Source organism: Pseudomonas sp. DWP2-2, from assembly GCF_049897065.1.
Taxonomy (GTDB): Bacteria; Pseudomonadota; Gammaproteobacteria; order Pseudomonadales; family Pseudomonadaceae; genus Aquipseudomonas; species Aquipseudomonas paracarnis.
This window is the reverse complement of the sequence record NZ_JAFCVN010000002.1, coordinates 231478-256615: the sequence shown is the minus strand read 5'-3', so window position 1 is coordinate 256615 and position 25138 is coordinate 231478. Positions and strand designations below refer to the sequence as shown.

Genomic DNA, 25138 nt, shown 5'->3' with positions numbered 1-25138 from the left:
AAAACCTCAGCCGGTGTTGCGCAAACCGGCCGCGATACCGGCCACGGACACCAGCAGCGCCTGTTCCAGAGGGCTGTCTTGGGCAGCCTCCTGCTGGCGCGAACGTGCCAGCAACTCGGCCTGCAACAGGTGCAAGGGGTCGAGGTAGGTGTTGCGCAGGCGGATGAACTCCAGGGTGTCGGGGCTATGGGCCAGCAGCTGCGACTGGCCGGTCAGGCCAAGCACCACGTCACACGCCTGCGACAATAGGTCGCGTAAGTGCGCACCCAATGCCAGCAGGTCCGGCTGCACCAGACGCTCATCATAAAGACGGGCGATATCGGCATCGGCCTTGGCCAGGACCATTTCCAGCATGTCGATGCGCGTGCGAAAGAACGGCCACTGCTCGCGCATCTGCCCCAGCAATTGACCTTCACCGCGCTCCAGTGCCTTGCTCAGTGCCGCTTCCCAGCCGAGCCAGGCGGGCAGCATCAGGCGCGTCTGGGTCCAGCCAAAGATCCATGGGATGGCGCGCAAGCTCTCAATCCCGCCCGCACGACGCTTGGCCGGGCGACTGCCCAAAGGCAAACGGCCCAACTCCTGCTCCGGCGTGGACTGGCGGAAGTACTCGACGAACTGCGGATTTTCCCGCACCACGGCACGGTATGCGCTGACACCGTCTGCCGCCAGTTCGTCCATCAGATGACGCCAGGCAGGCTCGGGAGGCGGCGGCGGTAACAGGGTCGCTTCCAGTACCGCGGCCAGGTAGAGATTGAGGTTCTGCTCAGCGATATCCGGCAGGCCGAATTTGAAGCGAATCATCTCTCCCTGCTCAGTGGTGCGGAACCGCCCCGCTACCGAGCCCGGTGGCTGCGACAGGATGGCAGCGTGCGCCGGGCCACCGCCACGACCAACAGTGCCGCCGCGACCGTGGAACAATAACAGCTCCACCTGTTGCTCGCGGCAGATGTCCACCAGACGCTCCTGGGCGCGGTACTGTGCCCAGGCGGCGGCCGTGGTGCCGGCGTCCTTGGCCGAGTCCGAGTAGCCAATCATCACTTCCTGCGGGCCCTGCAAGCGCGCGCGGTAACCCGGCAGTTGCAACAGGCGCTCCATCACCGGCCCGGCGTTGTCCAGGTCGGCCAGGGTCTCGAACAATGGCACTACGCGCATTGGCCGCTGTACACCGGATTCCTTCAACAGCAGTTGCACCGCCAGCACATCCGACGCGGCGCCGGCCATGGAGATGACATACGAACCTAATGATGCGGCTGGTGCGGCGGCGATTTCCTTGCAGGTATTGAGCACCTCGGCAGTGTCCGCCGAGGGTTTGAAGTAACCCGGCAGCAATGGCCGCCGATTGGTCAGTTCCTGGGTGAGGAAGCTGATACGCGCATCCTCATCCCAGTCCTCATAACGCCCCAGGCCCAGGTAATCGGTGATTTCGGTCATGGCCGCCGAGTGACGGCTGGAGTCCTGGCGCACATCCAGGCGCACCAGGAACAGGCCGAACGTCACGGCACGGCGCAGGCAGTCGAGCAGCGGGCCATCGGCGATCACGCCCATGCCGCATTCGTGCAGGGACTGGTAGCACAGTTGTAGCGGGTCCAGCAGGTCGCGGTTGTTCTGCAACACCTCGGCCGGCGCCGGGGTGGTGCTGGTCAACGAGGTGTGGGCCCACTGGCGCGTGGCGCGCAGGCGTTCACGCAGTTGCTTTAGCAAGGCACGATAAGGTTCGACGCTGTCGCCGACTTTGGCTTGCAACGCCGGGCTGGCCTGTTGCATCGACAGCTCGGAGGCCAATTGATCAATGTCACGCAGATACAAATCCGCCGCCATCCAACGCGCCAGCAACAGCACTTCGCGCGTGACCGGCGCGGTGACGTTCGGGTTGCCGTCACGGTCGCCACCCATCCACGAAGCAAAGCGAATCGGTGCAGCCTCCAGGGGCAGGCGCAGGCCGGTGGCGGCGTGCAGGGCCTGGTCGGCCTTGCGCAGGTAATTGGGGATGGCGTGCCATAGGGAATGCTCGATCACCGCAAAGCCCCATTTGGCTTCATCCACCGGGGTGGGCCGCACTCGACGGATTTCTTCGGTGTGCCAGGCTTCAGCGATCAAGCGTTGCAAGCGCTCGCGAATCTGCTCGCGCTCGGCGGTGGTGAGGTCGCGGTGATCCTGCAAGGCCAGTTGCGCAGCAATGGCATCGTATTTCTGGATCAGCGTGCGGCGGGCCACTTCGGTGGGGTGGGCGGTGAGCACCAGCTCGATGTCCAACCGCGCCAACTGCCGGGCCAGGGATTCATTGCTGTGCCCTTCGCTTTGCAGACGGGCCAGCAACTCCGGCAAGACCCTCGATTCGAACGGCGCGGGTTGCGATTCATCGCGCCGATGAATCAATTGATATTGTTCGGCAATGTTGGCCAGGTTGAGGAACTGGTTGAAGGCTCGGGCCACCGGCAGCAGCTCGTCCTCCTGCAACTGGTTGAGGCTGGCGCTCAACTCATCGCCAGCGGCTTTCTCTGAAACGGCTCCGCGACGGTCGGCCTTGGCGCCTTTGCGGATCTGCTCGATCTTCTCGAGGAAAGCCTCGCCGTACTGCTCTCGAATGGTGTTGCCCAATAGCTCACCCAGCAGGTGAACATCCTCACGCAAGCGTGCATCGATATCACTCATCAGCCAATCTCCAGCCAGAAATCCGGGACGCGCAGGTGCTTCAGAGTGCCGCCGACGTCGGTTTCTGACAAGGCCGAACGCAAACGACTTTAAACCTTGGCGCTTGCAGCTAGTCTCAACGGTGAGTCGCCGCGTCATCCGCGCAGGCGGCTGGTCGCTCATCACCGCCTGCCATCGCAGGCTTTATTGAGGTAGCCATGAAAATTCGAGAACTGGCCCAGCATTGGGAAGAAACCGCCAAGGGTCGTTTGACCAAGACTGAGTACGCCATTCATCTGGATGTAGAAGCCGCTGCACGGCTGGCAGCCATTGCCGAGATGTACCCCAAGCGCCATGTCGAAGAACTGCTCGGCGAGTTGATCGGTGCCGCCCTTGAAGAGCTGGAAGCCAGCTTTCCCTACATCCAGGGCCAGCAGGTAATTGCCACCGACGAAGAGGGTGACCCGCTGTATGAAGACGTCGGCCCCACGCCACGCTTTCTTACTTTATCCCGTCGCCACTTACATGATTTGTCGGCCGGCGCTGACGAACAAAAACACTGATAAACATTTATTGACGTCAATTAAACCCACGTATTCCGGGCCTTTTACAGGCCCGGAGGTACCGCTGCGCACCGCGAAAGTTCCATTTTTCAAACACTGACCAATCAGTCAGATATTTTTTTAGGCAAATCGCCATATCCGCTGAACTTTTGAAAAAAGCCTCCGGTCACAGCCAGTAGCCATCACTTGTGGAACGGTCGTTTGAACGGACGCCATGTGCTTTACCGACGGGCCCGAAATCGATACGCCCCGATGGATTTTGATGTTTTTCAGGAGTTATCCAATGGAGTTGAAGACGATGAACACCAGCACTGCCAAATCCTCGTTTAACCACCTGCGCGGGCTCAAATTGGCCGCGCTGGCAATCGGCACCAGCTTCGTTCTGGCTGGCTGCGCCGGCAACCCTCCAACCGAGCAGTACGCCGTAACCCAATCGGCCGTCAACAGCGCAGTCAGCGCCGGCGGTACCGAGTATGCGGCGGTGGAAATGAAGTCGGCCCAGGACAAGCTCAAAGAAGCTGAGATTGCCATGCACGACAAGAACTACGACAAGGCTCGCCAATTGGCTGAACAAGCCGAGTGGGATGCCCGCGTCGCTGAGCGTAAGGCCCAGGCTGCCAAGGCTCAACAGGCTGTGAAGGATTCCCAGAAGGCTGTTGAAGAACTGCGTAAGGAAGGCATGCGCCCTGCTGCAATCATGCAGAAGTAAGCCGCAGCCCCTTGACTGCATCGCACCTGATATCGAATTGAAAGGACGACACGACTATGCGTAAACAATTGATGATCCCTGCCCTGCTGGCGATGAGCGTTGCCTTGGCGGCCTGCTCCACCCCGCCGAACGCGAACCTGGAAAATGCGCGGACCAATTTCTCGTCCCTGCAAACCAACCCGCAAGCCACCAAGCTGGCGGCGCTGGAAACCAAAGACGCCAGCGAATGGCTGGACAAGGCTGACAAGGCCTACCGCGACAAGGAAGACGAGAAGAAAGTCGACCAGTTGGCCTACCTGACCAACCAGCGCGTTGAAGTGGCCAAGGACACCATCGTCCTGCGCGAATCCGAGGCCAAGCTGAAAAACGCTGGTGACGAACGTGCCCGCGCCCTGCTGGACGCTCGTGACGCACAAATCAAGCAACTGCAAAACAGCTTGAACGCCAAACAAACCGATCGCGGCACCCTGGTGACTTTCGGTGACGTGCTGTTCGCCACCAACAAGTCTGATCTGAAATCCAGCGGCCTGGTGAACATCACCAAGCTGGCTCAGTTCCTGCGCGATAACCCAGACCGTAAAGTGATCGTCGAAGGCTATACCGATAGCACCGGTTCCGACTCGTACAACCAGAGCCTGTCTGAGCGTCGTGCCGCTTCTGTTCAGCGTGCACTGGCTCAACAAGGCGTGGATATCTCGCGTATCGTGACCCAGGGTTATGGCAAGGAATACCCGGTTGCCGATAACGGCAGCGTCTCCGGCCGCGCCATGAACCGTCGCGTGGAAGTGACCATTTCCAACGACAACCAGCCGGTCAAGCCACGGTCTTCCGTTGCTAACTGATTGATGCTGGATAAAAAACCCACCTTACGGTGGGTTTTTTTTGGGTTCGTCGAACCCGACTGGACGATGTGTATCTTCGAGCGGCATTTCTATCTTCGCGCTCGATAGCTTGTCCATCAGTTGGCTAAGCTCATGCGTCTGGGCAACTTTGCGCTCCAGTTCTTCATGCCCTCTCGCCATGTTCAACATATTGCGTATCGCAGCAATAGTAATCGCCACTGTCTCGGCCCCAATCTTTATGAGTCATGACGCTTTTGTGGCTTCTGACGCAAGACGGTTCCCGTTATTCATGTTACTGCTGGAAATCAATGGAAATCTTTGCGCTACCTTCGCCCCCAGGCTTGCTGCCTTCGCCATCAGCGCCTTTACCCTCTTGACCTTCCATAGCTTTAAGCTTTTCCTCGAGTTCTTTCAGCAGTTTTTTAAGGTCATCCATAGCGCCTCCCGAACCGCCGCTGCCCTCTGAACCACCGGCACCTTGAGATTGCATCTGACCTATTTGCTTCTTCAGATCCTCAATCTCTTTCTTGAGGCTGCCCACGTCACCGGATTGTTGACCTGCATCTTGAGCGCCAAAACCACCTTGGGAAGGACCAACTCCACTTATAGACATATGTGACTCCAAATCAAGTTAAAGAGTTAACCGAATCAGCGTTGCTGCTCGGTCCCAAATCAGTGGCAACTCACTCAAAATGGTTCCAGCTTTCCCCACACTGCCTGTCCTACTGCTCCAGTTTCGGCGTTTCTTGACCTATACAACGTACGGCCTGCTTCTTGTTGTTCACCAGCACGCCGCTCAAGCCTTTCTGCTCGGTATCAAACATCACCAACACGCCGTCAACACACTGCGCCACTTGCGCGGCCGGGGTCAGGGACACTTTGTAATCTTCGCCCGGTATGGTCTTGAGCATGGTGAAATCGCTGAGCAGCAACGCATCTTCGGGCTTGGCGAAGTGCAGGTAGCCGTAGTACCACAGGCAGCCAACGGTGCCGATGATGGTACCGATGCCGGTGAGGATCAGCGGGATCATGTTGCGTTCTTCGCTCATTGCGGGCTCTCTGATGAGTCAACTTTAGGAATAGGGTAATTCGGAATTTCCCCCAGGCGACGCAAGCCGTTGAAGTGCTGAGGGTCGTCCAGATAACGCAGCATGACGGTCTGCCAAGTTTTGTCGGCAAAGGTCTGCACATGGCCGCCGCGGGTCAGTTGCAACACCCTGGGCGGTGGCGCCGCTTGATACAGGCGGATGCCATTGGCCACCGGCACGATCGGGTCATCCAGGCTGTGGAACAGCAGCTTGGGCACGCCGGTCAACCGGGGAATGGCATTGATCGCACTGTCGGCGTCGGGCACCAGCCACGACAGCGGCACCTGCAACGGCCAGGTTAACCAGGAAGTGCTCAGGGCGAATTGTCCTACGTCACGATAACTGGCTGGCACGCCGTCCAGTACCAAGGCTTTTAGCTGGGCTTGACGCTCCGGGTGAGCTGCCAGGTAATGCACCGCCAGTGCACCGCCCAGGCTTTGGCCGAGAATAACCAACGGTTGCCCCTGGGTTTCAGGCGCCTTGTCGATCCAGCCGAAGGCGGCGTCGATATCCTGGTAGATCGCCGGCAACGACGGCTTGCCTTCCGACAGCCCATAGCCGCGATAGTCCAGCAACAGCACTTGATAACCCTGCTCCGGCAACCACCAACTGCCCCCCAGGTGCCAGGCGAGGTTGCCGCCGTTGCCGTGCAAATGCAGGACTGTGCCCTTGAGCGGGACACCGGGTTTTGCCGGCAGCCACCAGGCATGCAGTTTCACGCCATCTGCGGTGGTGAGCGTGACGTCGCGGTATTGCAGGTGGGCTTTTTCCGGGGTGAAGGGTAGGCCGGGCTCGGGGTAGAACAGCAAGGAGCTGCAGCCGTTCAATGTGAGTAGCAGGCATAAAATGCCGAGGATTCTCATCCGTTGAAACCTCGCGAAAGTTCTGAAGACCAGTAAAGATCAAATGTGGGAGCTGGCTTGCCTGCGATAGCGGTCTATCAGTGACTGAGTGCTGGCTGACCCAGCGCTATCGCAGGCAAGCCAGCTCCCACATTTTTTGATTCGGTTTCGTCAGTTACAGGATATTGGAGTAATCCGCCTCGATCCGGTCCAGGCTCAAGTGGTTGAGGAAGTTGGAGAAGCACATCCAGGCCGCCAGCGCGTTCATGTCACGAAACTGCTCCGGCAGGTACTTGGGCGGCACCACCAGGCCTTCGTCGACCAACTGGCGCAGGGTACGCATGTCTTCAAGGGTGGTCTTGCCGCAGAACAGCAGCGGCACTTGCTCCAGCTTGCCTTTGCGCACGGCGAGCTGGATGTAGTTGTAGACCATGATAAAGCCCTTGAGGTAGGACAAATCCTTGGTAAATGGCAGGCCGGTGGGCACCGAACCACGAAATACCCGGCTGGCATTCCCATAGCTTTCGGCCATTTCAAAGCCTTGCTCGCGGAAGAACTCGAATACCTGCAGGAAGTCGGCGCCCTCCTCCACCATATGGATGGCGCGGGTCCGGTTGGTGAGTTTGCGCAGGCGGCTGGGGTAGGAGGCAAACGTGATGATTTCCATCAGGATCGCCAGGCCTTCCTGGGTGACGGTGGACGACGGCGGGCCCTTGGACAGAAACGTGCAGATCGGCTGGTTCTGGCCGTTAAGGGTGGTGCCCACATGCACCAACCCTTCATGCACTTCGAGGGCGCGCACGTCGCGGTCATTGAACATCGCATCGGCGCGGATCTTGATGTAGTCGGCGCCCGCTGCCGCATCGGCGACGATGCCGTCGGACTCGAACACGCGGATGGTCTCTTCGGCTTCGCCAAACACCTTGTTCAGGCGCGTTTGCAGCAGGCTGACCGCGTCCTTGGCGGTGAGGGTCTTGGCTTCGTCCTTGAGGTCACCCCGGCCATCGATGTTGTTCAGATAGTCGGAGAGCATCAGGCCAAGGTCGGCCAGGGTCGGGTCGCCGGCGTGGAACGCATCGGAGGCGGCGCCGTAAAGCTCTTGGGAAATCAGACCGAAGTCCTCGGTGCCGCGCGCTTCAAGCATGCGCACCACCATGCGGTATTCACGGCACATGCGCCGCATGATCTGCCCAACCGGACTGAATTGCCCAAGGCGACGGGTGATGTCGCGCTCGATGTTCTGAAACTCCAGCTTCACCGCACTGGAATCGAACGACAGCGGCCGGTTCAGGTAGTAATCACGGTCTACGGCAGGCATCGCCTTGCCCTTGGCCTTGAGAAATCCCTGACGAATGTTCTCGTCCCATTTTACCGCATCAAGGACGCGGATCGGTGTTTGCGCCAGCACAATGCGATCGGACAAGGTGCGTATCGTCTGCTGGTAATCGTCCACCCGGTGCTTCCTCTTTAAACGTTATTGGCCCACGCGCAGTTAGCGCACGGCTTCACATCTGAGCAGCAGGCCCATCAGAGGTAGGAGCTGGCTTGCCTGCCCCCACCCAAAGCAGATTGCGCACAGGGCTAGGCCGAGGCCAATACCAGGTGCATGTGACGCTTGAGGATTTCAAGCATCTCGTCACCCGTCAAAGGCTCTGCGCCGCCCAACAGGCCCTGATATTCCATCCGACTGATGATAGCCGTCAACACCTTGGCATCCTGCTGTGGCTCACGGGAACCCAATACCTGGAAAAACTGCCCGGTGCCCTGCAACAGGATCTGTTGGTGGGAGCGTACCAGTTCGGCCAGGCGCGGGTTGAGCAGGGCCTCCTGGCGAAAAGCCTGCTCGGCCATCAGGTATTCGCGGCGGTTGGTCAATTGACGCAGCACATAGTCGGCGGTCAGGCGCGCGATATCATCGGCCAGTTGCGAGCGCGACTCCGGGCTGCCATCGCCATAGGCGACCATCTCGCGCAACAGGCCTTCGTTGCGCACCCACAGCTTGCCCATGAAAGCGGCGCTGCGCTCCACGTATTGGGCGAAGGTGTCGGTGAGCAGGTCGTCGATGTCTTTGAAGTAATAGGTGGTGGCCGACAGCGGCACCCCCGCCTCTGCCGCCACTGCCCGATGACGTACGGCCCGCACGCCATCGCGCACGACGATACGCATGGCCGCATCGAGAATGTCTTGCCGGCGCTGCTCGCTGCCCCGCCGACTGGCCTTGCGGCCCTGGTACTGAACACTTTCAGCCACGGCAGCAGCAATGCCGGCGGCACCTTCTTGAGCCATTATGCGGTTCACCACACTTCTTCCTTTAGAGGTGACGCGGAGCGTCACAGAGTGCACTCCCACGCGGAGCGTGGGAACGATCAATGACGAGCACCACTTGAACAGGCCACATAAAAAAGCCGCCTTATAAAAGGCGGCTTCGGATTTCGCTACGGTTACGCTTGTGGCCGCATGTGCGGGAACAGGATCACGTCGCGGATCGACGGCGAGTTGGTCAACAACATCACCAGACGGTCAATGCCGATACCTTCACCGGCAGTCGGCGGCATGCCGTACTCCAGGGCCCGAACGAAGTCGGCATCGTAGTGCATGGCTTCGTCGTCACCGGCGTCCTTGTCGGCCACCTGGGCCATGAAGCGCTCGGCCTGGTCTTCCGCATCGTTAAGCTCGGAATAGGCGTTGGCGATTTCGCGGCCACCGATGAACAGCTCGAAACGGTCGGTGACGTTCGGGTTGTCGTCGTTGCGACGGGCCAGCGGCGACACTTCGAACGGGTATTGGGTAATGAAGTGCGGCTGTTCCAGCTTGTGCTCCACCAATTCTTCGAAAATCATCACCTGCAGCTTGCCCAGGCCTTCGAAGCCCAGCACCTTGGCGCCGGCTTTCTTGGCAATGGCACGGGCCTTGTCGATGTCGTTGAGGTCGTCAGCGGTCAGCTCGGGGTTGTACTTGAGGATCGAGTCGAACACCGACAGGCGCACGAATGGCTCGCCGAAGTGGAACACCTTGTCGCCGTACGGCACGTCAGTGCTGCCCAGCACCAGCTGTGCCAGCTCGCGGAACAGCTCTTCGGTCAGGTCCATGTTGTCTTCGTAGTCGGCGTAGGCCTGGTAGAACTCCAACATGGTGAATTCAGGGTTGTGACGGGTCGAGACGCCTTCGTTACGGAAGTTGCGGTTGATCTCGAACACCTTTTCAAAGCCGCCAACAACAAGCCGCTTGAGGTACAGCTCAGGCGCAATGCGCAGGAACATTTCCATGTCCAGCGCGTTGTGATGGGTCTCGAACGGCTTGGCTGCGGCACCACCCGGGATGGTCTGCAGCATCGGGGTTTCCACTTCCAGGAAGTCACGCTGCATCAGGAAGCTGCGGATGTGAGCAATGACTTGCGAGCGTACGCGGAAGGTCTGGCGCACGTCTTCGTTGACGATCAGGTCGACGTAGCGCTGGCGATAGCGCTGTTCGGTGTCGGTCAGGCCGTGGTGCTTGTCTGGCAGCGGGCGCAGGGACTTGGTCAGCAGGCGTACATTGGTCATCTCGACGTACAGGTCGCCCTTGCCGGAACGGGCCAGGGTGCCTTCGGCGGCGATGATGTCGCCCATGTCCCAGGTTTTCACCGAGGCCAGGGTTTCTTCGGACAGGGTCTTGCGGTTGACGTAGACCTGGATGCGACCGGTCATGTCCTGGATCACCATGAACGAGCCACGGTTGAGCATGATGCGACCTGCCACCTTGACCGGGATCGCAGCCTCTGCCAGTTCTTCCTTGGTCTTGTCCGCGTATTGCTTCTGCAAGGCATCGCAGTAGTTGTCGCGACGGAAGTCGTTGGGGAAGGCGTTACCCTTGGCGCGCTCGGCAGCAAGCTTTTCCTTGCGCAGGGCGATCAGGGAGTTTTCTTCCTGTTGCAGGGCTTGCGGGTCGAGTTGTTGGTCGCTCATGTCTTTAAATATTCCATCAGGTTCGTTGCCCCCAGCCTTCGGCGGGGGATCGCGGGCAAGCCCGCTCCCACAGAGGGTATTAGAGGCCGGATTTCAGGCTGGCTTCCAGGTATTCGTCGATATCGCCGTCGAGTACCTTGTCGCAGTCGCTGCGTTCGATGTTAGTGCGCAGATCCTTGATCCGCGAGGCGTCGAGCACGTACGAACGGATCTGGTGACCCCAGCCGATATCCGACTTGGTGTCTTCCAGCGCCTGGGAAGCGGCGTTGCGCTTCTGCATTTCCTGCTCGTACAACTTGGCCCGCAGCATTTTCATGGCGGTGTCCTTGTTGGCGTGCTGGGAACGTTCGTTCTGGCAGCTAACCACGGTGTTGGTCGGTACGTGGGTGATACGTACGGCCGAGTCAGTGGTGTTTACGTGCTGACCACCGGCGCCGGAGGAACGGTAGGTGTCGATCCGCAGGTCGGCCGGGTTGATCTCGATTTCCACTTTGTCGTCGATCTCTGGCGAGACGAACACCGCAGAGAATGAGGTGTGGCGACGGTTGCCGGAGTCGAACGGGCTCTTGCGCACCAGGCGGTGCACGCCGATCTCGGTGCGCAGCCAGCCAAAGGCGTATTCGCCCTTGATGTGTACGGTCGCACCTTTGATACCGGCCACTTCACCGGCGGACAGTTCCATGATGGTCGCGTCGAAACCGCGCTTGTCGGCCCAGCGCAGGTACATGCGCAGCAGGATGTTGGCCCAGTCCTGGGCTTCGGTGCCACCGGAACCGGCCTGGATATCCAGGTAGGCGTTGTTCGGGTCCATTTCGTGGCTGAACATGCGGCGGAATTCAAGCTTGGCGAGGTTTTCCTCGAGACGGGCCAGCTCGGCGACAACATCGCCCACTGCGCCTTCGTCGTTTTCTTCGACGGCCATGTCCAGCAGGTCGCGGCAATCACCCAGGCCGGTGTTCAGTTCGTCGAGGGTATCGACAATCTGTGCCAGCGCAGCGCGCTCGCGCCCCAGTTCCTGAGCGTATTCAGGTTTGTTCCAGACACTCGGATCTTCAAGCTCGCGATTGACCTCGGTCAGACGCTCATGCTTTTGATCGTAGTCAAAGATACCCCCGAATAGTTTCGGAGCGCTCGGACAGGTCCTTGATGGTGTTAAGGATCGGGTTGATTTCCATGGCGGGCAGCACTCGTTGGCGAACTTTTGAAAGCCGGCGAGTATAACGGCAAACGGCTGGAAACGGCAGCCCGCTTGGTCGATTCTGCCAAGACAGCGCTTCCCTCTCGTCACGCTTGCTTCGGTGACGGATACGCGACCATCAGAGCATTTCCTATAGATTGACGATGCCGCGCGTTAGAAAACCCGACCTACTACTCGCTAAAACCAGACCGCTCATCTGTTTATACAAATAATTTGAAAATCCAAATCAGAGCCTGCCTAAAAGACCACAAACCAACCCACTCCAATAAAAACAAACAATTAGGTTTCTAGCCAAATCATCCCAAGACTCAAGTGATAAACATACAAGAATATAAATACATCAGTTTCAGAACCGTCTTACAAAGCCTCCTACACGCATAAAACCAAATCAAAACGCCATCAGTTTTTTCTTTCTTCCCTCTCAAATAAGTTTGATCAAAGCGCCTGAGTTTTTTCTTCAGGACACACAAACTCTAACGATCACTCTCATAAAAATGGAGAGGCCCTATGGCACAACAAGGGTGGCAGCCAGGACAACCTTTAGAACTCAAGCCGACGATAATTACCGCAGGGAGACGAAACACTTATTGGGGTGGTGAAGGCGGAGGCTACGTAGGAAGTGGAGATGGCTGGGGGCCTTCAAGAAGGGCCACGTCGAGGTGAAGGAGACCGTAGCCGCTTCAAGCAGTTTGACTTCCCTAGCACCACCGCCGATTTCATTGGAGAGCAAAAGTACAATCAATCCTTGATTGACGCGGAGTACAGCGCACGGTTCGCAACGCTCACTACTGAAACTGAACGCGAACTCGCAGAGAAACAGCACGCCGCGAAAGCTTCACAGCCGCTTACAGAAACAGCCTCAGCCGTTCTCGATCAAAAAATCACACTTGAAATCATCGGCGCGAAAAAAACCAAATACGCCAGTACTGCGCCACTCATCTATGGGCTCTATGATCAAAGCCCTTTTTACCTGATGGAAAACTTAACTTATACAAAGCTACGTGAAACGCTTGCCTCTTCTGACCCGATAAAAAATCTGGGCGATGCCTACACACTTTACGACAACGTCTGGAGGGCCGCACAAGAACTCAAGGCTCTCTCGCTCTCCATAGACATTCTGACTAAAAAACTTTCAGGGTTGGCAAAGGCCCGGCAAACGCTGGAGGCCAATTTAGCCGAACAGGATCCTGGCTGGGCAAATTTACACAATGAGTATCTGAAGGCCATTGCAGATGAGTTGGAAATTCAGGTGCAGTTGCTGCCGGAATACCTGCAGGTGGAACTCGCCTCTCTTGCCGGTTCGGTCGTTGGATTGACACCCGACCAGCCCCTCATGCGTTACAAAAACACGCTGGACAAAATGATCGAAGAAACGATGGCAGCGATCAAACCTATTGACCCACCGTTAGCCATAAACCGGAACGGGTTGATGATTTACTATCCCGCAGCCAACCCACAGGTTACACCGCCACTCAGCAAACCCGAGCTTGAGGGACTCAAACAGCTTATTTATCTGCAGCGGAACACCGCGCTTGGGGTGAGATGGCTCAGCCATCATGACTTTGTGCTGAAGTCAGAGTCCGCGCGGTTTCTTGCCAACGCCTCCAATGCAATCAGCGACCTCGCAGAACGTGCGCAGCACGTAGCAACGGCCCAAGCGCGTATTGAAGCGGTAAGAGTAGCCAATACCTATCGACTGTCGGGCACTGCTGCTGCGACTCAAGCGATAGTCATGACCTCAGTCGGGACTATCGCTACAGCAGAGGGGGTTACCGTCACGCTGCGAGCCGCTATTGGGGCAGCAGTGGCCGCATTGACGGAATTGGCCGCCAGTACCGCGAGTGGCTTGATGGTCGGTGTTTCAGCGCTGATCTATTCTCCCAAACTCGCGAACGGAGAACTTCCAGAGCGTTATGCGCTTGGCACACCGATCTCAACCTTGGTACCAGGCCTCGACGAGTCGACGATAAGTTCGGCAGTCAACGGCACAATCGACCTGCCGGTTCGAATGAGTTCGAGGACGGCCGCAGATGGGCGGTCAGAAGTTTTTGTGGTCAACACCGATGGTGCAAGCGTGCCTTCCAGGGTCAAAGTGGTTACTGCGACCTATGATCCTGAGCAGAAGGTATACACCGTCACGACAAGTGACATTCCACCAAGAACGTTGATTTGGACACCTATTTCCGCTCCTGGAGATAGCTCAACAACGCTGCCACCGGCCCCGCCTGAAACGCCCGTCTATTCAGGCGCCGACACAATTCCAGTCGAGGGTAGGGTTGACAGTTTTCCAGCCGTTGTTGAAGCTGGATTTGACGACTTCATCATCGTTTTCCCGGTCGATTCTGGCCTGCCTCCAATCTATGTCATGTTCAGGGATCGGCGTGAAGATCCCGGAATCGTGACAGGCAATGGGCAATCTATAACCGGCTCTTGGCTGGGAGCGGCCTCCCAGGGTGAAGGAGTCCCTATACCATCGCAAATTGCCGCAAAACTGAGAGGTCAAGAATTTAAAAACTTCAAGGCATTTCGTGAAGCCTTCTGGAAAACGGTTGCTAGCGACTCGGAACTGGCTAGTCAGTTAAACCGTCAAAACCTAAGAAGAATACTAAACGGCAAGGCGCCCTATACTAGCGAACTAGAACATGCTGGAAAATCTAGTAAATTCGAACTTCACCATAAAATATTCATTTCCCAAGGCGGAGAAATTTTCGACATCGACAATATCCACATAGTCACTCCAAAACTTCATAAGCGTATTCACGGCAAAGGTAATTAAGATGAAAACCTCAATTTCTGAGTACACAGAAAGCGAATTTTTAAAATTTGTAATTTCTCTTTGTGATGCGAGTGCTCGCTCTGAGGAAGAAGATGACGAAATGCTATTAGAATTCAAGCGACTTACGGAGCATCCTGATGGGTCAGATCTCGTCTATTATCCAAGAAAGGGTAGAGAAGACAGTCCAGAAGGCATTGTAAAAGAGGTCAAAGAGTGGCGCGCGAATAATGGCAAGCCTGGATTCAGAATAGAATAACGCCGTCCTGCCCCCTGCCATCGGCTCTACAACGATGGCAGATTTCTTAGCTCAAAAACTTTCATATGTAATCAATTCGGATGAGTACGAAACTCAGGAGTGCAAGGGGGAAGTCCCCCTCGCACATTGAAGTTGGCCTCTAATTACTCGATACCAACCTGATTACGCCCATTGTTCTTGGCCGTGTACAACCCCTTGTCCGCCGCCATGATCAGCTGCCGGCAGTCCGTACCCTGGACAGGCGTCAACGTCGACAGCCCGATACTGATGGTCAGGCTGGCACCTTCAGCCGGGGCGATGTGCGGGATTTTCAACGCCGCCACCGCCATGCGCAGTTTTTCCGCGACCAGGCGTGCGCCGCCCGGCGAGGTGTTGGGCAGGACCAGTGCGAACTCTTCGCCACCGTAGCGCGCCGGCAAGTCCGAAGGGCGGCTGCTGGCATCGCGAATGGTGGCGGCGACTTTGCGCAAGGCTTCGTCGCCCTCGACATGGCCGAAGCTGTCGTTGTAGGTCTTGAAGAAATCCACATCGATCATCAGCAACGAGAGTTGGGTCTGGTCGCGCATGGCGCGGCGCCATTCCAGCTCCAGGTATTCGTCGAAGTGACGGCGGTTGGACAGCCCGGTCAGGCCATCGGAGTTCATCAGGCGTTGCAGCACCAGGTTGGTGTCCAGCAACTGTTGCTGGCTGACCCGCAACGCACGGTAGGCCGCGTCGCGCTGCAACAGGGTCATGTAGGAGCGCGAGTGATAGCGGATGCGCGCTACCAGTTCGATGTTGTCCGGCAGCTTGACCAGATAATCGTTGGCCCCGGCCGCAAAGGCCGCGCTTTTGATCAGCGGGTCCTCTTTGGTGGACAGCACGATAATCGGGATATTCGCGGTGGCCGGGTGATTGCGGTACTCACGCACCAGGGTCAGGCCGTCCAGGCCCGGCATCACCAGGTCTTGCAGGATCACCGTGGGCTTGATGCGGATCGCCTGGGCAATCGCCTGGTGCGGGTCGGCGCAAAAGTGGAAGTCGATGTTCTCTTCATGGGCCAGGCCACGCCGCACGGCTTCACCGATCATGGCCTGGTCGTCGACCAGCAGCACCATGGCGGCGTTTTCGTCGGTCTTGAAGTCGTCGAGCTGTAAATCATTCATGTGCAATCACCTGAATTACTACCTGCAAGCCAGCACGGCGGGAGATTTTTGTTCATTTTGCAAAGACCTCCAGCAATCGGGGCGCAATTCTATCCAGTGGGCGAATTTCAACAGCAGCATCAATCGCCGCCGCCGCTTTGGGCATGCCATACACCGCCGAGCTCTGTTGGTCCTGGGCGATGGTCAAATATCCTTGCTCACGCATCAGCTTGAGGCCCTGGGCGCCGTCGCGCCCCATGCCGGTGAGCAAGACGCCAACGGCGTCACCGTTCCAGTAGCTGGCGACGCTTTCGAAAAACACGTCGATGGAGGGCCGGTAAATCTCGTTCACCGGCTCTGCGGTATAGGCTAGCGTGCCATTTTTCAACAAGCGAATATGGTGGTTGGTTCCGGCCAGCAATACCACGCCGGGTTGAGGCGGCTCGCCCTCACAGGCCAGGCGCACCGGCAGGCCGGAAGCGCTGCTCAGCCACTCGGCCATGCCGGCGGCGAAGACCTGGTCCACATGCTGTACCAGCACGATGGCGGCGGGAAAATCCCGGGGCAAACCCTTGAGCAGAACTTCCAGTGCCGCCGGCCCACCAGCCGAAGAACCAATGGCCACCAGCCGTTGACGCTTGCCGGTGACCCGCTGCGGCGGGGTTTCGGCACGCACCCGCGTGCCGCGCTGGCCGATCAGCCAACCAATATTGAGGATCTTGCGCAGCAGGGGCGCGGCCGCATCCTTGGGGTTGCCAACGCCCAGTGCCGGGGTGTCCACCACATCCAGGGCGCCGTGGCCCATGGCTTCGAATACGCGGCTGACGTTGGCCTGGCGGTCGACAGTGACGATCACAATCGGGCAAGGCGTGTCGGCCATGATCTGCCGGGTGGCCTCCACCCCATCCATCACCGGCATGATCAGGTCCATCAGGATCAGGTCCGGGGTCAGCTCGGCGCAACGCTGTACCGCTTCCAGGCCATTGCTGGCCACCCATACCACCTCGTGGGCGGGCTCGTAACTCAGGGCGCGGCGCAAGGCCTCCACCGCCAGGGGCATGTCATTGACGATCGCAATCCTCATGCCCGGGCGCCTCCAATCAGTTCAACCACGGCGTCGAGCAAGGCGTCGTCATGGAAACTGGCTTTGGCTAGATAATAGTCGGCCCCGGCGTCGAGGCCACGGCGGCGGTCTTCTTCACGATCCTTGTAGGAAACCACCATCACCGGCAACGATTGCAGGCGACTGTCACGGCGCAAAAGTGTGACCAATTCAATACCGTCCATGCGAGGCATATCAATATCAGTGATAAGCAGGTCGAAGTCCTCGGAGCGCAATGCGTTCCAGCCATCCATGCCATCGACCGCAACAGCGACTTCATAACCACGATTGAGTAATAATTTGCGTTGCAGCTCGCGCACCGTCAGTGAGTCGTCCACCACCAGCACACGCTTGCGCGGCGCTTCGGTGGTCTGCTGGCTGCGCCGGGCAATGCGCTCCAGGCGACCGGTGTTGAGCAATTTATCCACCGAACGCAGCATGTCTTCGACATCGACGATCAATACCACCGAGCCGTCATCGAGCAAGGCCCCGGCAGAAATGTCCTGGACTTTGCCCAGGCGATCATCCAGCGGCAACACCACCAGGGTGCGCTCGCCGATAAAACGCTCCACGGCAATCCCGTATACGGCATCGCGCTCGCGGATCACCACCACCTTCAAGGTATCTGACGGGTTCTGCCCCGGCGGGCGCTGCAGCAACTGGCTGGCGGCAACCAGGCCGACGTGCCGGCCCTCATGCCAGAAATGCTGGCGGCCTTCCAACTGCACGATGTCGTCGGGCGCCAGGTCGCACATGCGTTCGATATGCGCCAGGGGAAAGGCATAGGCTTCTTCGCCGACTTCCACCACCAGGCTGCGCACCACCGACAGGGTCAACGGCACCTCAAGATGGAAGCGGCTGCCCTGCCCCGCCGTCTGCTCCAGCACCACCGCGCCGCGCAGTTGACGAACCATATGTTGCACCGCGTCCAGGCCGACCCCGCGCCCGGACACTTCGGTGACTTTGTCGCGCAGGCTGAACCCTGGCAAGAAGAGGAACGTGAGCAGTTCCTCTTCACTCAGACGCAGGGCCGTTTCAACCGGCGACAGATGGCGGTCGACGATGGTGCCGCGCAGGCGCTCGAGGTCGACACCGTTGCCGTCATCGCTCAATTCCAGCACCAACAACCCGGCCTGATGGGACGCACGCAGGCGAATCAAGCCTTCCGCCGGCTTGCCCGCCAGCACGCGTTGCTCAGGGGTTTCGATGCCGTGATCGACCGCATTGCGTAATAGATGGGTGAGCGGCGCTTCGAGTTTTTCCAGCACGTCCCGGTCGACCTGGGTCTTTTCGCCCTCAATCTCCAGGCGCACTTGCTTGCCCAGGCTGCGACCTAAGTCACGCACCATGCGCACCTGCCCGGCCAGCACATCGGCAAACGGCCGCATGCGGCAGGCCAATGCGGTGTCGTAGAGCACCTGGGCGCGCTGGCCGGCCTGCCAGCCGAACTCATCCAGCTCGGCGTTTTTTTCCGCCAGCAGGGCCTGGGCTTCACTCAGCAGGCGACGAGTATCGGCCAGGGCCTCCTGGGCCTCCAGGTTCAGATCCAGCGACTTGAGCTGGCCGTCCAGGGCATCCAGCGCACGCAAGCTGTTACTTTGAATGCGCTTGAGGCGTTGCAGGCTGGCCAGGTACGGCTTGAGCCGCTGGGTTTCCACCAGGGATTTGCTGGACAAGTCCAACAGACTGTTCAAGCGCTCAGCCGTCACCCGCAGCACACGCTCGCCGCCTTCGGTCATGCGCTTGTTCTGGCGCGGCGCGTCACTGCCGAGCGGTGGCGCAGGCTCCAGCTCGGGCTCCAGCAGCAGCGCGTCAACCCGCGGCGCGGGGATGGGCTCGGGTTTTGGCGCGGGCGTCGCAATCGGCTGCGAGGGATCGAGCAAGCGCTCCATCAGCGCTACGTACGCCTCGATATCCGCCGGCCCCACATCGTTGCCCGGGGTGGCGATACGCATCAGCAGATCAGTGCCTTGCAGTAATGCGTCGATATGTTCAGGTTGCAGATACAGACGGCCTTCCTGGGCGCTGACCAGGCAATCTTCCATGACGTGGGCCACGCTGACGCCGGCATCCACACCGACAATCCGCGCCGCCCCTTTAAGTGAATGCGCGGCGCGCATGCAGGCTTCGAGCTGGTCGGCCTGGGTCGGGTTGCGTTCCAGCGCCAGCAGGCCCGCGCTCAACACTTGGGTCTGCGCATCAGCCTCCAGGCTGAACAGTTCCAACAGCGAGGCATCGCGCATCTGGTCGGGGGTCATGCGAGGCTCCGGGTCACGGCGGACAACAATTGCGCTTCGTCCAGCCAACGCAGGCTGCGGCCTTTCCACTGCAACACGCCTTGGGTGTAGCGTGCGCTGGCCTGGGTGCCGGACACCGATGCGGCCTTCAAGGTGCGCTCATCGATGGCATGGATACCGTCTACTTCATCCACCGGCACCACGACCGGGCCGTCCTGGGCAGCGATGATCAGCATGCGCGGCATGATCCGCCCGCCGCTGGAGCCGGCACTGGTGCTGTCCAGGCCCAACAGTTCCACCAGTGACAGGCACGCCACCAGCGCCCCGCGTACGTTGGCCACGCCCAGCAGCGCTCGGGAACGCTGGTGCGGCAGCGAGTGGATCGGCTGCAACGGCGCCACTTCCACCAGGCAACGGGTGGCGATACCGAGCCATTCTTCGCCGAGGCGGAACATCAACAGCGAACGGGTGACCACCTCGTTATCCGCTTCGGCAGTTGCCTGCGCGTGATGGTCGTCCTGTTGCAGTGCGTAGCGGTCGAGCAGGCGTGTGGCGGCGGCGGAATACACCGAGCAATTGCGGCAGTGGATATGCTCGGCCAACAACGGGCAGGACTTGTCGCCATGAATACCGATGCGGTTCCAACAGTCGTCAATGGCTTGGGTATCGGTCAGCGTCAGGTCCAGGCCTGCGGTGTCGAGCGCGTCAGGACTACTCATCGTTTGGACTCACTGTCAGCTCGCTCGCTACGGGCGGCGCGTGCCTGAAGACGGCGCGCGCCGGCACTGTCACCCTGGGACTCGAGCAACGCGGCCAGGTGCATCAGGGCCTGGGGATGCTGCGGTTCCAGATACAGGGCTTTTCGGTAATACCCTTGGGCCTCCAGGGCACTGCCAGCCACATCGCTGAGCAGCCCCAACCAGTAAAACACCTGGGCGGCCGGCGGGTGACTGCTCAAATACCGTTCGCAGGCCGCTCGGGCCTCGGCACTTTTGCCCTCGTTGGCCAGGGTTGCGATCTGGCTGAGCAAATCCCCGGCATCGGTAGTCACCACTTTGACCGGTGGCACGTTGGGGCTGACGGTGCTGAACGGCCGCGGCTTGAGCGGTATCGGCACCGCCCTGCGCTGCGGTAGCGGCGCGGGCGTCGGTTTGACCACAGGTGCAACCGGCGGGGCCGGTTCTACATGCCGACTGAAGGCAAAGGACTGCGGCACACCGATGGAGCGCATGCCGTGACGCCCCAGCAGGCTGCCCTCGGCCGGGCCGATAAACAGCACACCGTCTACGTGAGTCAATGCCTTGAGCACATCAAAGACCTGTTTCTGGGTCGGCTGGTCGAAGTAGATCAGCAAGTTGCGGCAGAACACAAAATCGTAGGTTGGCTCATTCGCCAGCAGTGCCGGGTCCAGCAAGTTGCCGACTTGCAGGCGCACTTGTTCGCGCACCCGGTCGGCGATGCGGTAATTACCTGCGTCTTCAGTGAAGTGACGGTCACGAAACTCAAGGTCGGCGCCGCGAAACGAGTTCTTGCCGTACACGCCCCGCCGCGCGCGCTCCACCGACAGCGGGCTGACATCCATGCCCTGCACTTTGAACTGGTGGGGCGCCAACCCCGCATCGAGCAAGGCCATGGCAATCGAATAGGGTTCTTCGCCGGTCGAACACGGCAGGCTGAGAATACGCAGGGCGCGCATCTGGTTGATCTCGGCCAAGCGTGCCTGGGCCAGGCGAGCCAGGGTTGCAAAGGATTCGGGATAGCGGAAAAACCAGGTCTCGGGGACGATCACCGCTTCGATCAGCGCCTGCTGCTCGTCATGGGAGGTTTGCAGGTGTTGCCAGTAAGCCTCCGCCGACTGCGACTGGGACGACTGGCAGCGCTGGCGCACCGCGCGTTCGATAATCGCCTCGCCCACCGAAGCGACGTCCAGGCCGATGCGTTCTTTCAAAAACGCGAAAAACCGCGGGTCATTGCTCATAGGCTCAACTCGGCGGAAAACAGCAAGGCGCGCACTGGCGCGGTCAACAGATCCGCAACGCCAATCCACTGCATCAAGCCCTGGGCATCTTCACGCACCGGCCCCAGGTACGGCGCCTGCCGGTTGTCCAGGCCATAGGGCTGGAATTCGGCGGGGTCGCAACGCAGGGTGTCGGTGGCCTGTTCCAAAATCAGCCCCAGCCAACGCGCCTCACTCCAGGGCTGCGGCTGGTAATTGACCAGCACCAGGCGCGTGCTGGTACGCGCCTGGGCCGAAGTGCCGAACGTCAGGGCGCTCAAGTCGATGACCGGCACCAGCACCCCACGATGGGCGAAGATACCCGCCACCCACAAGGGCGCTTGGGCGATAGGTTTGAGCGCCAGGCGCGGCAGCACCTCGGCCACTTCCGTAGCCTTGAGGGCAAAGCGTTCGTTGCCGATGCGAAACACCAGAAACAACGCCTTTTTCGCTGCCGGGACGGCACCGCGTTTAGCCGCGAGTTCGCTCATCAGACTTTGAAACGCGAGACGCCGCTGCGCAGACCGACCGCAACCTGGCTCAGTTCATCAATGGCAAAGCTGGCCTGGCGCAGGGATTCGACGGTCTGGCTGCTGGCATCGCCCAATTGCACCAGCGCGTGGTTGATCTGCTCGGCACCGGTGGCCTGGGCCTGCATGCCTTCGTTGACCATCAGCACCCGCGGCGCCAGGGCCTGTACCTGATGGATGATCTGCGACAGTTGCTCGCCCACTTGCTGCACCTCAGACATGCCGCGGCGCACCTCCTCGGAGAATTTGTCCATGCCCATCACCCCTGCCGACACCGCCGACTGGATCTCACGCACCATCTGCTCAATGTCGTAGGTCGCCACAGCGGTCTGGTCGGCCAGGCGGCGCACTTCGGTGGCAACCACGGCAAAGCCGCGCCCGTACTCACCGGCTTTCTCAGCCTCGATCGCAGCATTGAGGGACAACAGGTTGGTCTGGTCGGCCACCTTGACGATGGTGACTACCACCTGGTTGATGTTGCCGGCCTTCTCATTGAGGATCGCCAGCTTGGCGTTGACCAGGTCGGCGGCGCCCATCACCGAGTGCATGGTTTCTTCCATGCGGGCCAGGCCCTGCTGGCCAGAACCGGCAGCCACCGAGGCCTGGTCGGCGGCGGTGGAGACCTCGGTCATGGTGCGGACCAAGTCCTTGGACGTGGCGGCAATTTCGCGGGAAGTGGCGCCGATTTCTGTGGTCGTGGCCGCTGTTTCGGTAGCGGTCGCCTGTTGCTGCTTGGAGGTCGCGGCAATTTCGGTGACCGAGGTAGTGACCTGTACCGATGAACGCTGCGCCTGGGACACCAGAGCAGTCAGCTCGGTCATCATGTCGTTGAAGCCGGTTTCAACCGCGTTGAATTCATCCTTGCGCTCCAGATTCAGGCGCTTGCTCAGGTCGCCGGTGCGCATGACTTCGAGGATTTGAACGATGCGCTGCATCGGCGCCATGATCGCGCGCATCAGCAACAGGCCACACAGCGCGGCGGCGAGAATCGCCAGCAACAGCGAGACGCCCATGCTGATCTTCGCGGCCGCTACCGCATCATCGATGGCGGCGGTGGCGTTGTCGGCGACCTGCTTGTTTTCGTTGATAATGTCATTGAGCTTCATGCGGCCTGCGGTCCAGGCGGGGGTCAGTTGCTCGTTGAACAACCTCAGTGCTTCGGCGGCGTTATTGCTCTGATGGGCCGCCAAGACCTGGGCGAGAATCTGGTTGTAGCTCTGGTGCAGTTTTTCGAAGGCATCGAATTCGGTGCGATCCTGGGTGATATTGATCGTCCCTGCGTAGCTGGCCATATGTTGCTCAAGCCGAGCCTCGAAAGACTTGTAGTCCTGTTTGTCGGTTTCGGAAATGCCCTGGTTCTCGTGGATCCCGACCAACTCCTGGGTCTGCAGGTAGCTGTCGACCCAGGCGCTACGAATCATGGAGCTGAAAAACACCCCGGGCACCGCATCGTCCCGCACTGAGTTTTCGCTGATTTCGATTTTCAGCAGGCGCGAATACGAGACCACGACCATCAGCAGCATGATCGCGATAATTACCGCAAAGCTCGCCAAAATCCTTTGGCGCAGGGTCCAGTTCTTCACAGTAATTCCTCGCAGGGCCATTCAAATGGAGGGGAGTATAGCTGAGCGGCTGCGCGCTTTTATCAAGGCTTTTGATGTGCAGTGCACAGAATGCAGATGTGCTCGCGTTGGCCACAGCTATCTACACAATTTTGGTACGGCGCTGGACCTGTGGCGAGGGAGCTTGCTCCCGTGACGGCCTGACAGCCGACGCCTACCCACCTGCCCCCCCCACGATCTGAATGTGGGAGCTGACTTGCCTGCGATGGCGGCCTGACAGTCAACACAGCTGGATTGTGTACATATCCATTCCTGCGGCAATGGCCGCTTAGGGTTCCGCCCTGACGGCGGCTCACTTTTGAAAAGCGCAAAAGTAAGCAAAACGCTCTTGCCCCACCACTCGGCACCTCGCCCAGGCTCGGTGTGCCCGTAATCCGCCAGTGATTTGGGGGGCCGCCGCCACGCGCCATCCATGGCGCGGGGCGGCTAAACCGGCATCCCTGCCGGTTTACCCCCCAAATCCCTGTCGAATTCCGGCCAGCGTGGTTTAACGGGGCGCCTGAGATCAAGATCACAAGCAGATCAAAAGCAAGATCAAGAGCGGCTCGCTTCGCATCGTGGTTACGGTGTTGGTGCCTATGCCGCGATGGCGTGAGTCAGTCAGTCAGAAATAGAGTGACTGGCCCACCGCATTCGCGGGCAAGCCCGCTCCCACAGGTTTGACTGGCGTGTGGCCCTATTTATGCGTTTAGCCGTACTTGTTTTTCCAGCTCAAGCTTCAAGCCTGGTTCAAGTTTCAGTTGGCGTGCCAGTTCGTCCAGGTAGGCTTTTTCCATGAAGTTTTCTTCGTCCACCAGCATCACGCTGGCGATGTACATTTCGGCGGCCATTTCCGGGGTGCTGGCGGCGCGGGCAACGTCGGTTGGGTCCAGGGGCTTGTTGAGTTCGGCGTGCAGCCAGTGTTGCAGCTCGTGGTCGTTGTCCAGCTTGGTAAATTCGCCTTCGATCAAGGCGCGCTCGCGCTCATCCACATGCCCATCAGCCTTGGCCGCGGCCACCAGTGCCTTGAGAATGCCCTGGCTGTGTTGCTCCACCTGGTCAGCCGGCAGGCGGTCGATGGTTTGCGGCTCGCCTTGGGGCGCGCTGGCCTGCTGGGCTTGCCAGTTGCCGTAAGCCCTGTAGGCAATCACACCCAGTGCGGCCAAGCCGCCGTAGGTGAGCGCCTTGCCGCCGAATTTGCGGGCTTTCTTATTGCCCAGCAGCAAGCCCATGGCCCCCGCCGCCAGGGCGCCGCCGCCGGCACCGCCGAGCATGCTGCCGAGCCCGCCACCGCTGAGCAAGCCGCCGAGGGCGCCCTTGTCATTGGATTTGCGTTGGCCGCCGGCCTTGTTTTGCAACATGTCCTGGCCAGACTTGAGCAACTGATCGAGCAATCCACGGGTATTCATTCGTAGCCTCCAGACACTTGGGTTCGTAGGACCAATAGGCCTCCAGCGTAAAACTAAGTGCCAAAAAGCCGCGATCTAGAGTGCTTCCAGATGTAACGTCCTCCTGCGATGCTGGAAATGTCTTGTTGCACATGCAACGCCATCATCCCGCCATCAATCAATTTGCCTTGTTCATCGAACCGCTTAAGCTATCCGGCGTCTGTTTATTGTCCGTTGCGTTTGGCCGAAGGCATGTCCGAACCGTTATTTCTGATCCGATACGTGCCAGGAACGGCGCGGGATTTGCTCAC

General features: G+C 59.3%; 21 protein-coding genes. 5 read left to right on the top strand and 16 right to left on the bottom strand.

Translation table 11 applies throughout. The annotated features are described in order from the left end of the window. Positions 1-6: 6 nt before the first annotated feature. On the bottom strand, positions 7-2652 hold the full coding sequence (gene ppc, locus ACP7CZ_RS05150; RefSeq protein WP_034126519.1) for a phosphoenolpyruvate carboxylase: 2646 nt from the start codon (positions 2650-2652) through the stop codon (positions 7-9). Between the two features lie 197 nt (positions 2653-2849). On the opposite strand from ppc, the gene ACP7CZ_RS05145 reads away from it, so the two are divergent. The 3 genes from ACP7CZ_RS05145 to ACP7CZ_RS05135 all read left to right on the top strand — a co-directional run bounded on the left by ACP7CZ_RS05145 (position 2850) and on the right by ACP7CZ_RS05135 (position 4745). After that, on the top strand, positions 2850-3194 hold the full coding sequence (locus ACP7CZ_RS05145; protein WP_034126518.1) for a hypothetical protein: 345 nt from the start codon (positions 2850-2852) through the stop codon (positions 3192-3194). A gap of 283 nt (positions 3195-3477) precedes the next feature. Then, positions 3478-3903 (top strand): DUF4398 domain-containing protein, encoded by a 426-nt coding sequence (locus ACP7CZ_RS05140; protein ID WP_034126517.1) that lies wholly within the window; start codon positions 3478-3480, stop codon positions 3901-3903. Between the two features lie 56 nt (positions 3904-3959). After that, positions 3960-4745, top strand: coding sequence for an OmpA family protein (locus tag ACP7CZ_RS05135; RefSeq protein WP_034126516.1), 786 nt, complete (start codon positions 3960-3962; stop codon positions 4743-4745). Positions 4746-5037: 292 nt separating this feature from the next. On the opposite strand, the gene ACP7CZ_RS05130 is transcribed toward ACP7CZ_RS05135, so the two are convergent. From ACP7CZ_RS05130 to prfB, 7 genes are all read right to left on the bottom strand, one after another. Further along, positions 5038-5358, bottom strand: a complete 321-nt coding sequence (locus tag ACP7CZ_RS05130; RefSeq protein WP_057976017.1) for a hypothetical protein — start codon at positions 5356-5358, stop codon at positions 5038-5040. Between the two features lie 109 nt (positions 5359-5467). Then, complete coding sequence (locus ACP7CZ_RS05125; protein WP_054917825.1) at positions 5468-5794, bottom strand: hypothetical protein; 327 nt, start codon at positions 5792-5794, stop codon at positions 5468-5470. Continuing rightward, positions 5791-6696 carry an alpha/beta hydrolase gene (locus ACP7CZ_RS05120; RefSeq protein ID WP_034126512.1) on the bottom strand — a complete coding sequence of 302 codons (906 nt, stop codon included), beginning with the start codon at positions 6694-6696 and terminating at the stop codon, positions 5791-5793. The genes ACP7CZ_RS05125 and ACP7CZ_RS05120 overlap by 4 nt, the downstream gene beginning before the upstream one ends. A gap of 154 nt (positions 6697-6850) precedes the next feature. Further along, positions 6851-8128, bottom strand: coding sequence for a flavohemoglobin expression-modulating QEGLA motif protein (locus tag ACP7CZ_RS05115; protein ID WP_014717201.1), 1278 nt, complete (start codon positions 8126-8128; stop codon positions 6851-6853). Positions 8129-8256: 128 nt separating this feature from the next. Further along, positions 8257-8973 (bottom strand): TetR/AcrR family transcriptional regulator, encoded by a 717-nt coding sequence (locus ACP7CZ_RS05110; protein ID WP_169918944.1) that lies wholly within the window; start codon positions 8971-8973, stop codon positions 8257-8259. Positions 8974-9116: 143 nt separating this feature from the next. Continuing rightward, positions 9117-10619 carry a lysine--tRNA ligase gene (lysS, locus tag ACP7CZ_RS05105; RefSeq protein ID WP_003189082.1) on the bottom strand — a complete coding sequence of 501 codons (1503 nt, stop codon included), beginning with the start codon at positions 10617-10619 and terminating at the stop codon, positions 9117-9119. A 79-nt stretch (positions 10620-10698) separates the two neighbouring features. Then, positions 10699-11794 (bottom strand): peptide chain release factor 2 gene (gene prfB, locus ACP7CZ_RS05100; protein ID WP_096001736.1). Its coding sequence is split into 2 segments (ribosomal slippage): positions 10699-11721 and positions 11723-11794, totalling 1095 coding nucleotides; the frame shifts between segments, so codons are not numbered across the junction. A 648-nt stretch (positions 11795-12442) separates the two neighbouring features. Here prfB and ACP7CZ_RS05095 point away from each other — a divergent pair. Both ACP7CZ_RS05095 and ACP7CZ_RS05090 read left to right on the top strand, forming a co-directional pair. Further along, positions 12443-14593: an S-type pyocin domain-containing protein gene (locus tag ACP7CZ_RS05095; RefSeq protein ID WP_294172566.1), complete on the top strand. Its 2151-nt coding sequence runs from the start codon at positions 12443-12445 to the stop codon at positions 14591-14593. Position 14594: 1 nt separating this feature from the next. Next, positions 14595-14849, top strand: a complete 255-nt coding sequence (locus ACP7CZ_RS05090; RefSeq protein ID WP_054897112.1) for a bacteriocin immunity protein — start codon at positions 14595-14597, stop codon at positions 14847-14849. A 143-nt stretch (positions 14850-14992) separates the two neighbouring features. Here ACP7CZ_RS05090 and ACP7CZ_RS05085 read toward each other — a convergent pair whose 3' ends face one another. The 8 genes from ACP7CZ_RS05085 to ACP7CZ_RS05050 form a co-directional block, all read right to left on the bottom strand. Continuing rightward, positions 14993-15994, bottom strand: a complete 1002-nt coding sequence (locus ACP7CZ_RS05085; RefSeq protein WP_034126509.1) for a response regulator — start codon at positions 15992-15994, stop codon at positions 14993-14995. 52 nt (positions 15995-16046) lie between these two features. Then, positions 16047-17057, bottom strand: coding sequence for a chemotaxis response regulator protein-glutamate methylesterase (locus tag ACP7CZ_RS05080; protein WP_034126508.1), 1011 nt, complete (start codon positions 17055-17057; stop codon positions 16047-16049). After that, positions 17054-19333, bottom strand: coding sequence for a hybrid sensor histidine kinase/response regulator (locus tag ACP7CZ_RS05075; protein WP_294172561.1), 2280 nt, complete (start codon positions 19331-19333; stop codon positions 17054-17056). Before ACP7CZ_RS05075 ends, ACP7CZ_RS05080 begins: the two co-directional genes overlap by 4 nt. Beyond that, entirely contained in the window at positions 19330-20031 is a 702-nt protein-coding gene (locus ACP7CZ_RS05070; RefSeq protein WP_057976021.1) for a chemotaxis protein CheW, read from the bottom strand. The genes ACP7CZ_RS05075 and ACP7CZ_RS05070 overlap by 4 nt, the downstream gene beginning before the upstream one ends. Next, positions 20028-21290 (bottom strand): CheR family methyltransferase, encoded by a 1263-nt coding sequence (locus tag ACP7CZ_RS05065; RefSeq protein WP_054897108.1) that lies wholly within the window; start codon positions 21288-21290, stop codon positions 20028-20030. Before ACP7CZ_RS05065 ends, ACP7CZ_RS05070 begins: the two co-directional genes overlap by 4 nt. Further along, positions 21287-21799 (bottom strand): chemotaxis protein CheW, encoded by a 513-nt coding sequence (locus ACP7CZ_RS05060; protein ID WP_034126504.1) that lies wholly within the window; start codon positions 21797-21799, stop codon positions 21287-21289. The genes ACP7CZ_RS05065 and ACP7CZ_RS05060 overlap by 4 nt, the downstream gene beginning before the upstream one ends. Further along, entirely contained in the window at positions 21799-23421 is a 1623-nt protein-coding gene (locus ACP7CZ_RS05055) for a methyl-accepting chemotaxis protein (RefSeq protein ID WP_014717193.1), read from the bottom strand. The genes ACP7CZ_RS05060 and ACP7CZ_RS05055 overlap by 1 nt, the downstream gene beginning before the upstream one ends. 719 nt (positions 23422-24140) lie before the next feature. Then, a complete protein-coding gene (locus ACP7CZ_RS05050; RefSeq protein WP_294164454.1) occupies positions 24141-24848 on the bottom strand; it encodes a tellurite resistance TerB family protein in 708 nt (235 codons plus the stop codon). Positions 24849-25138: the final 290 nt, after the last annotated feature.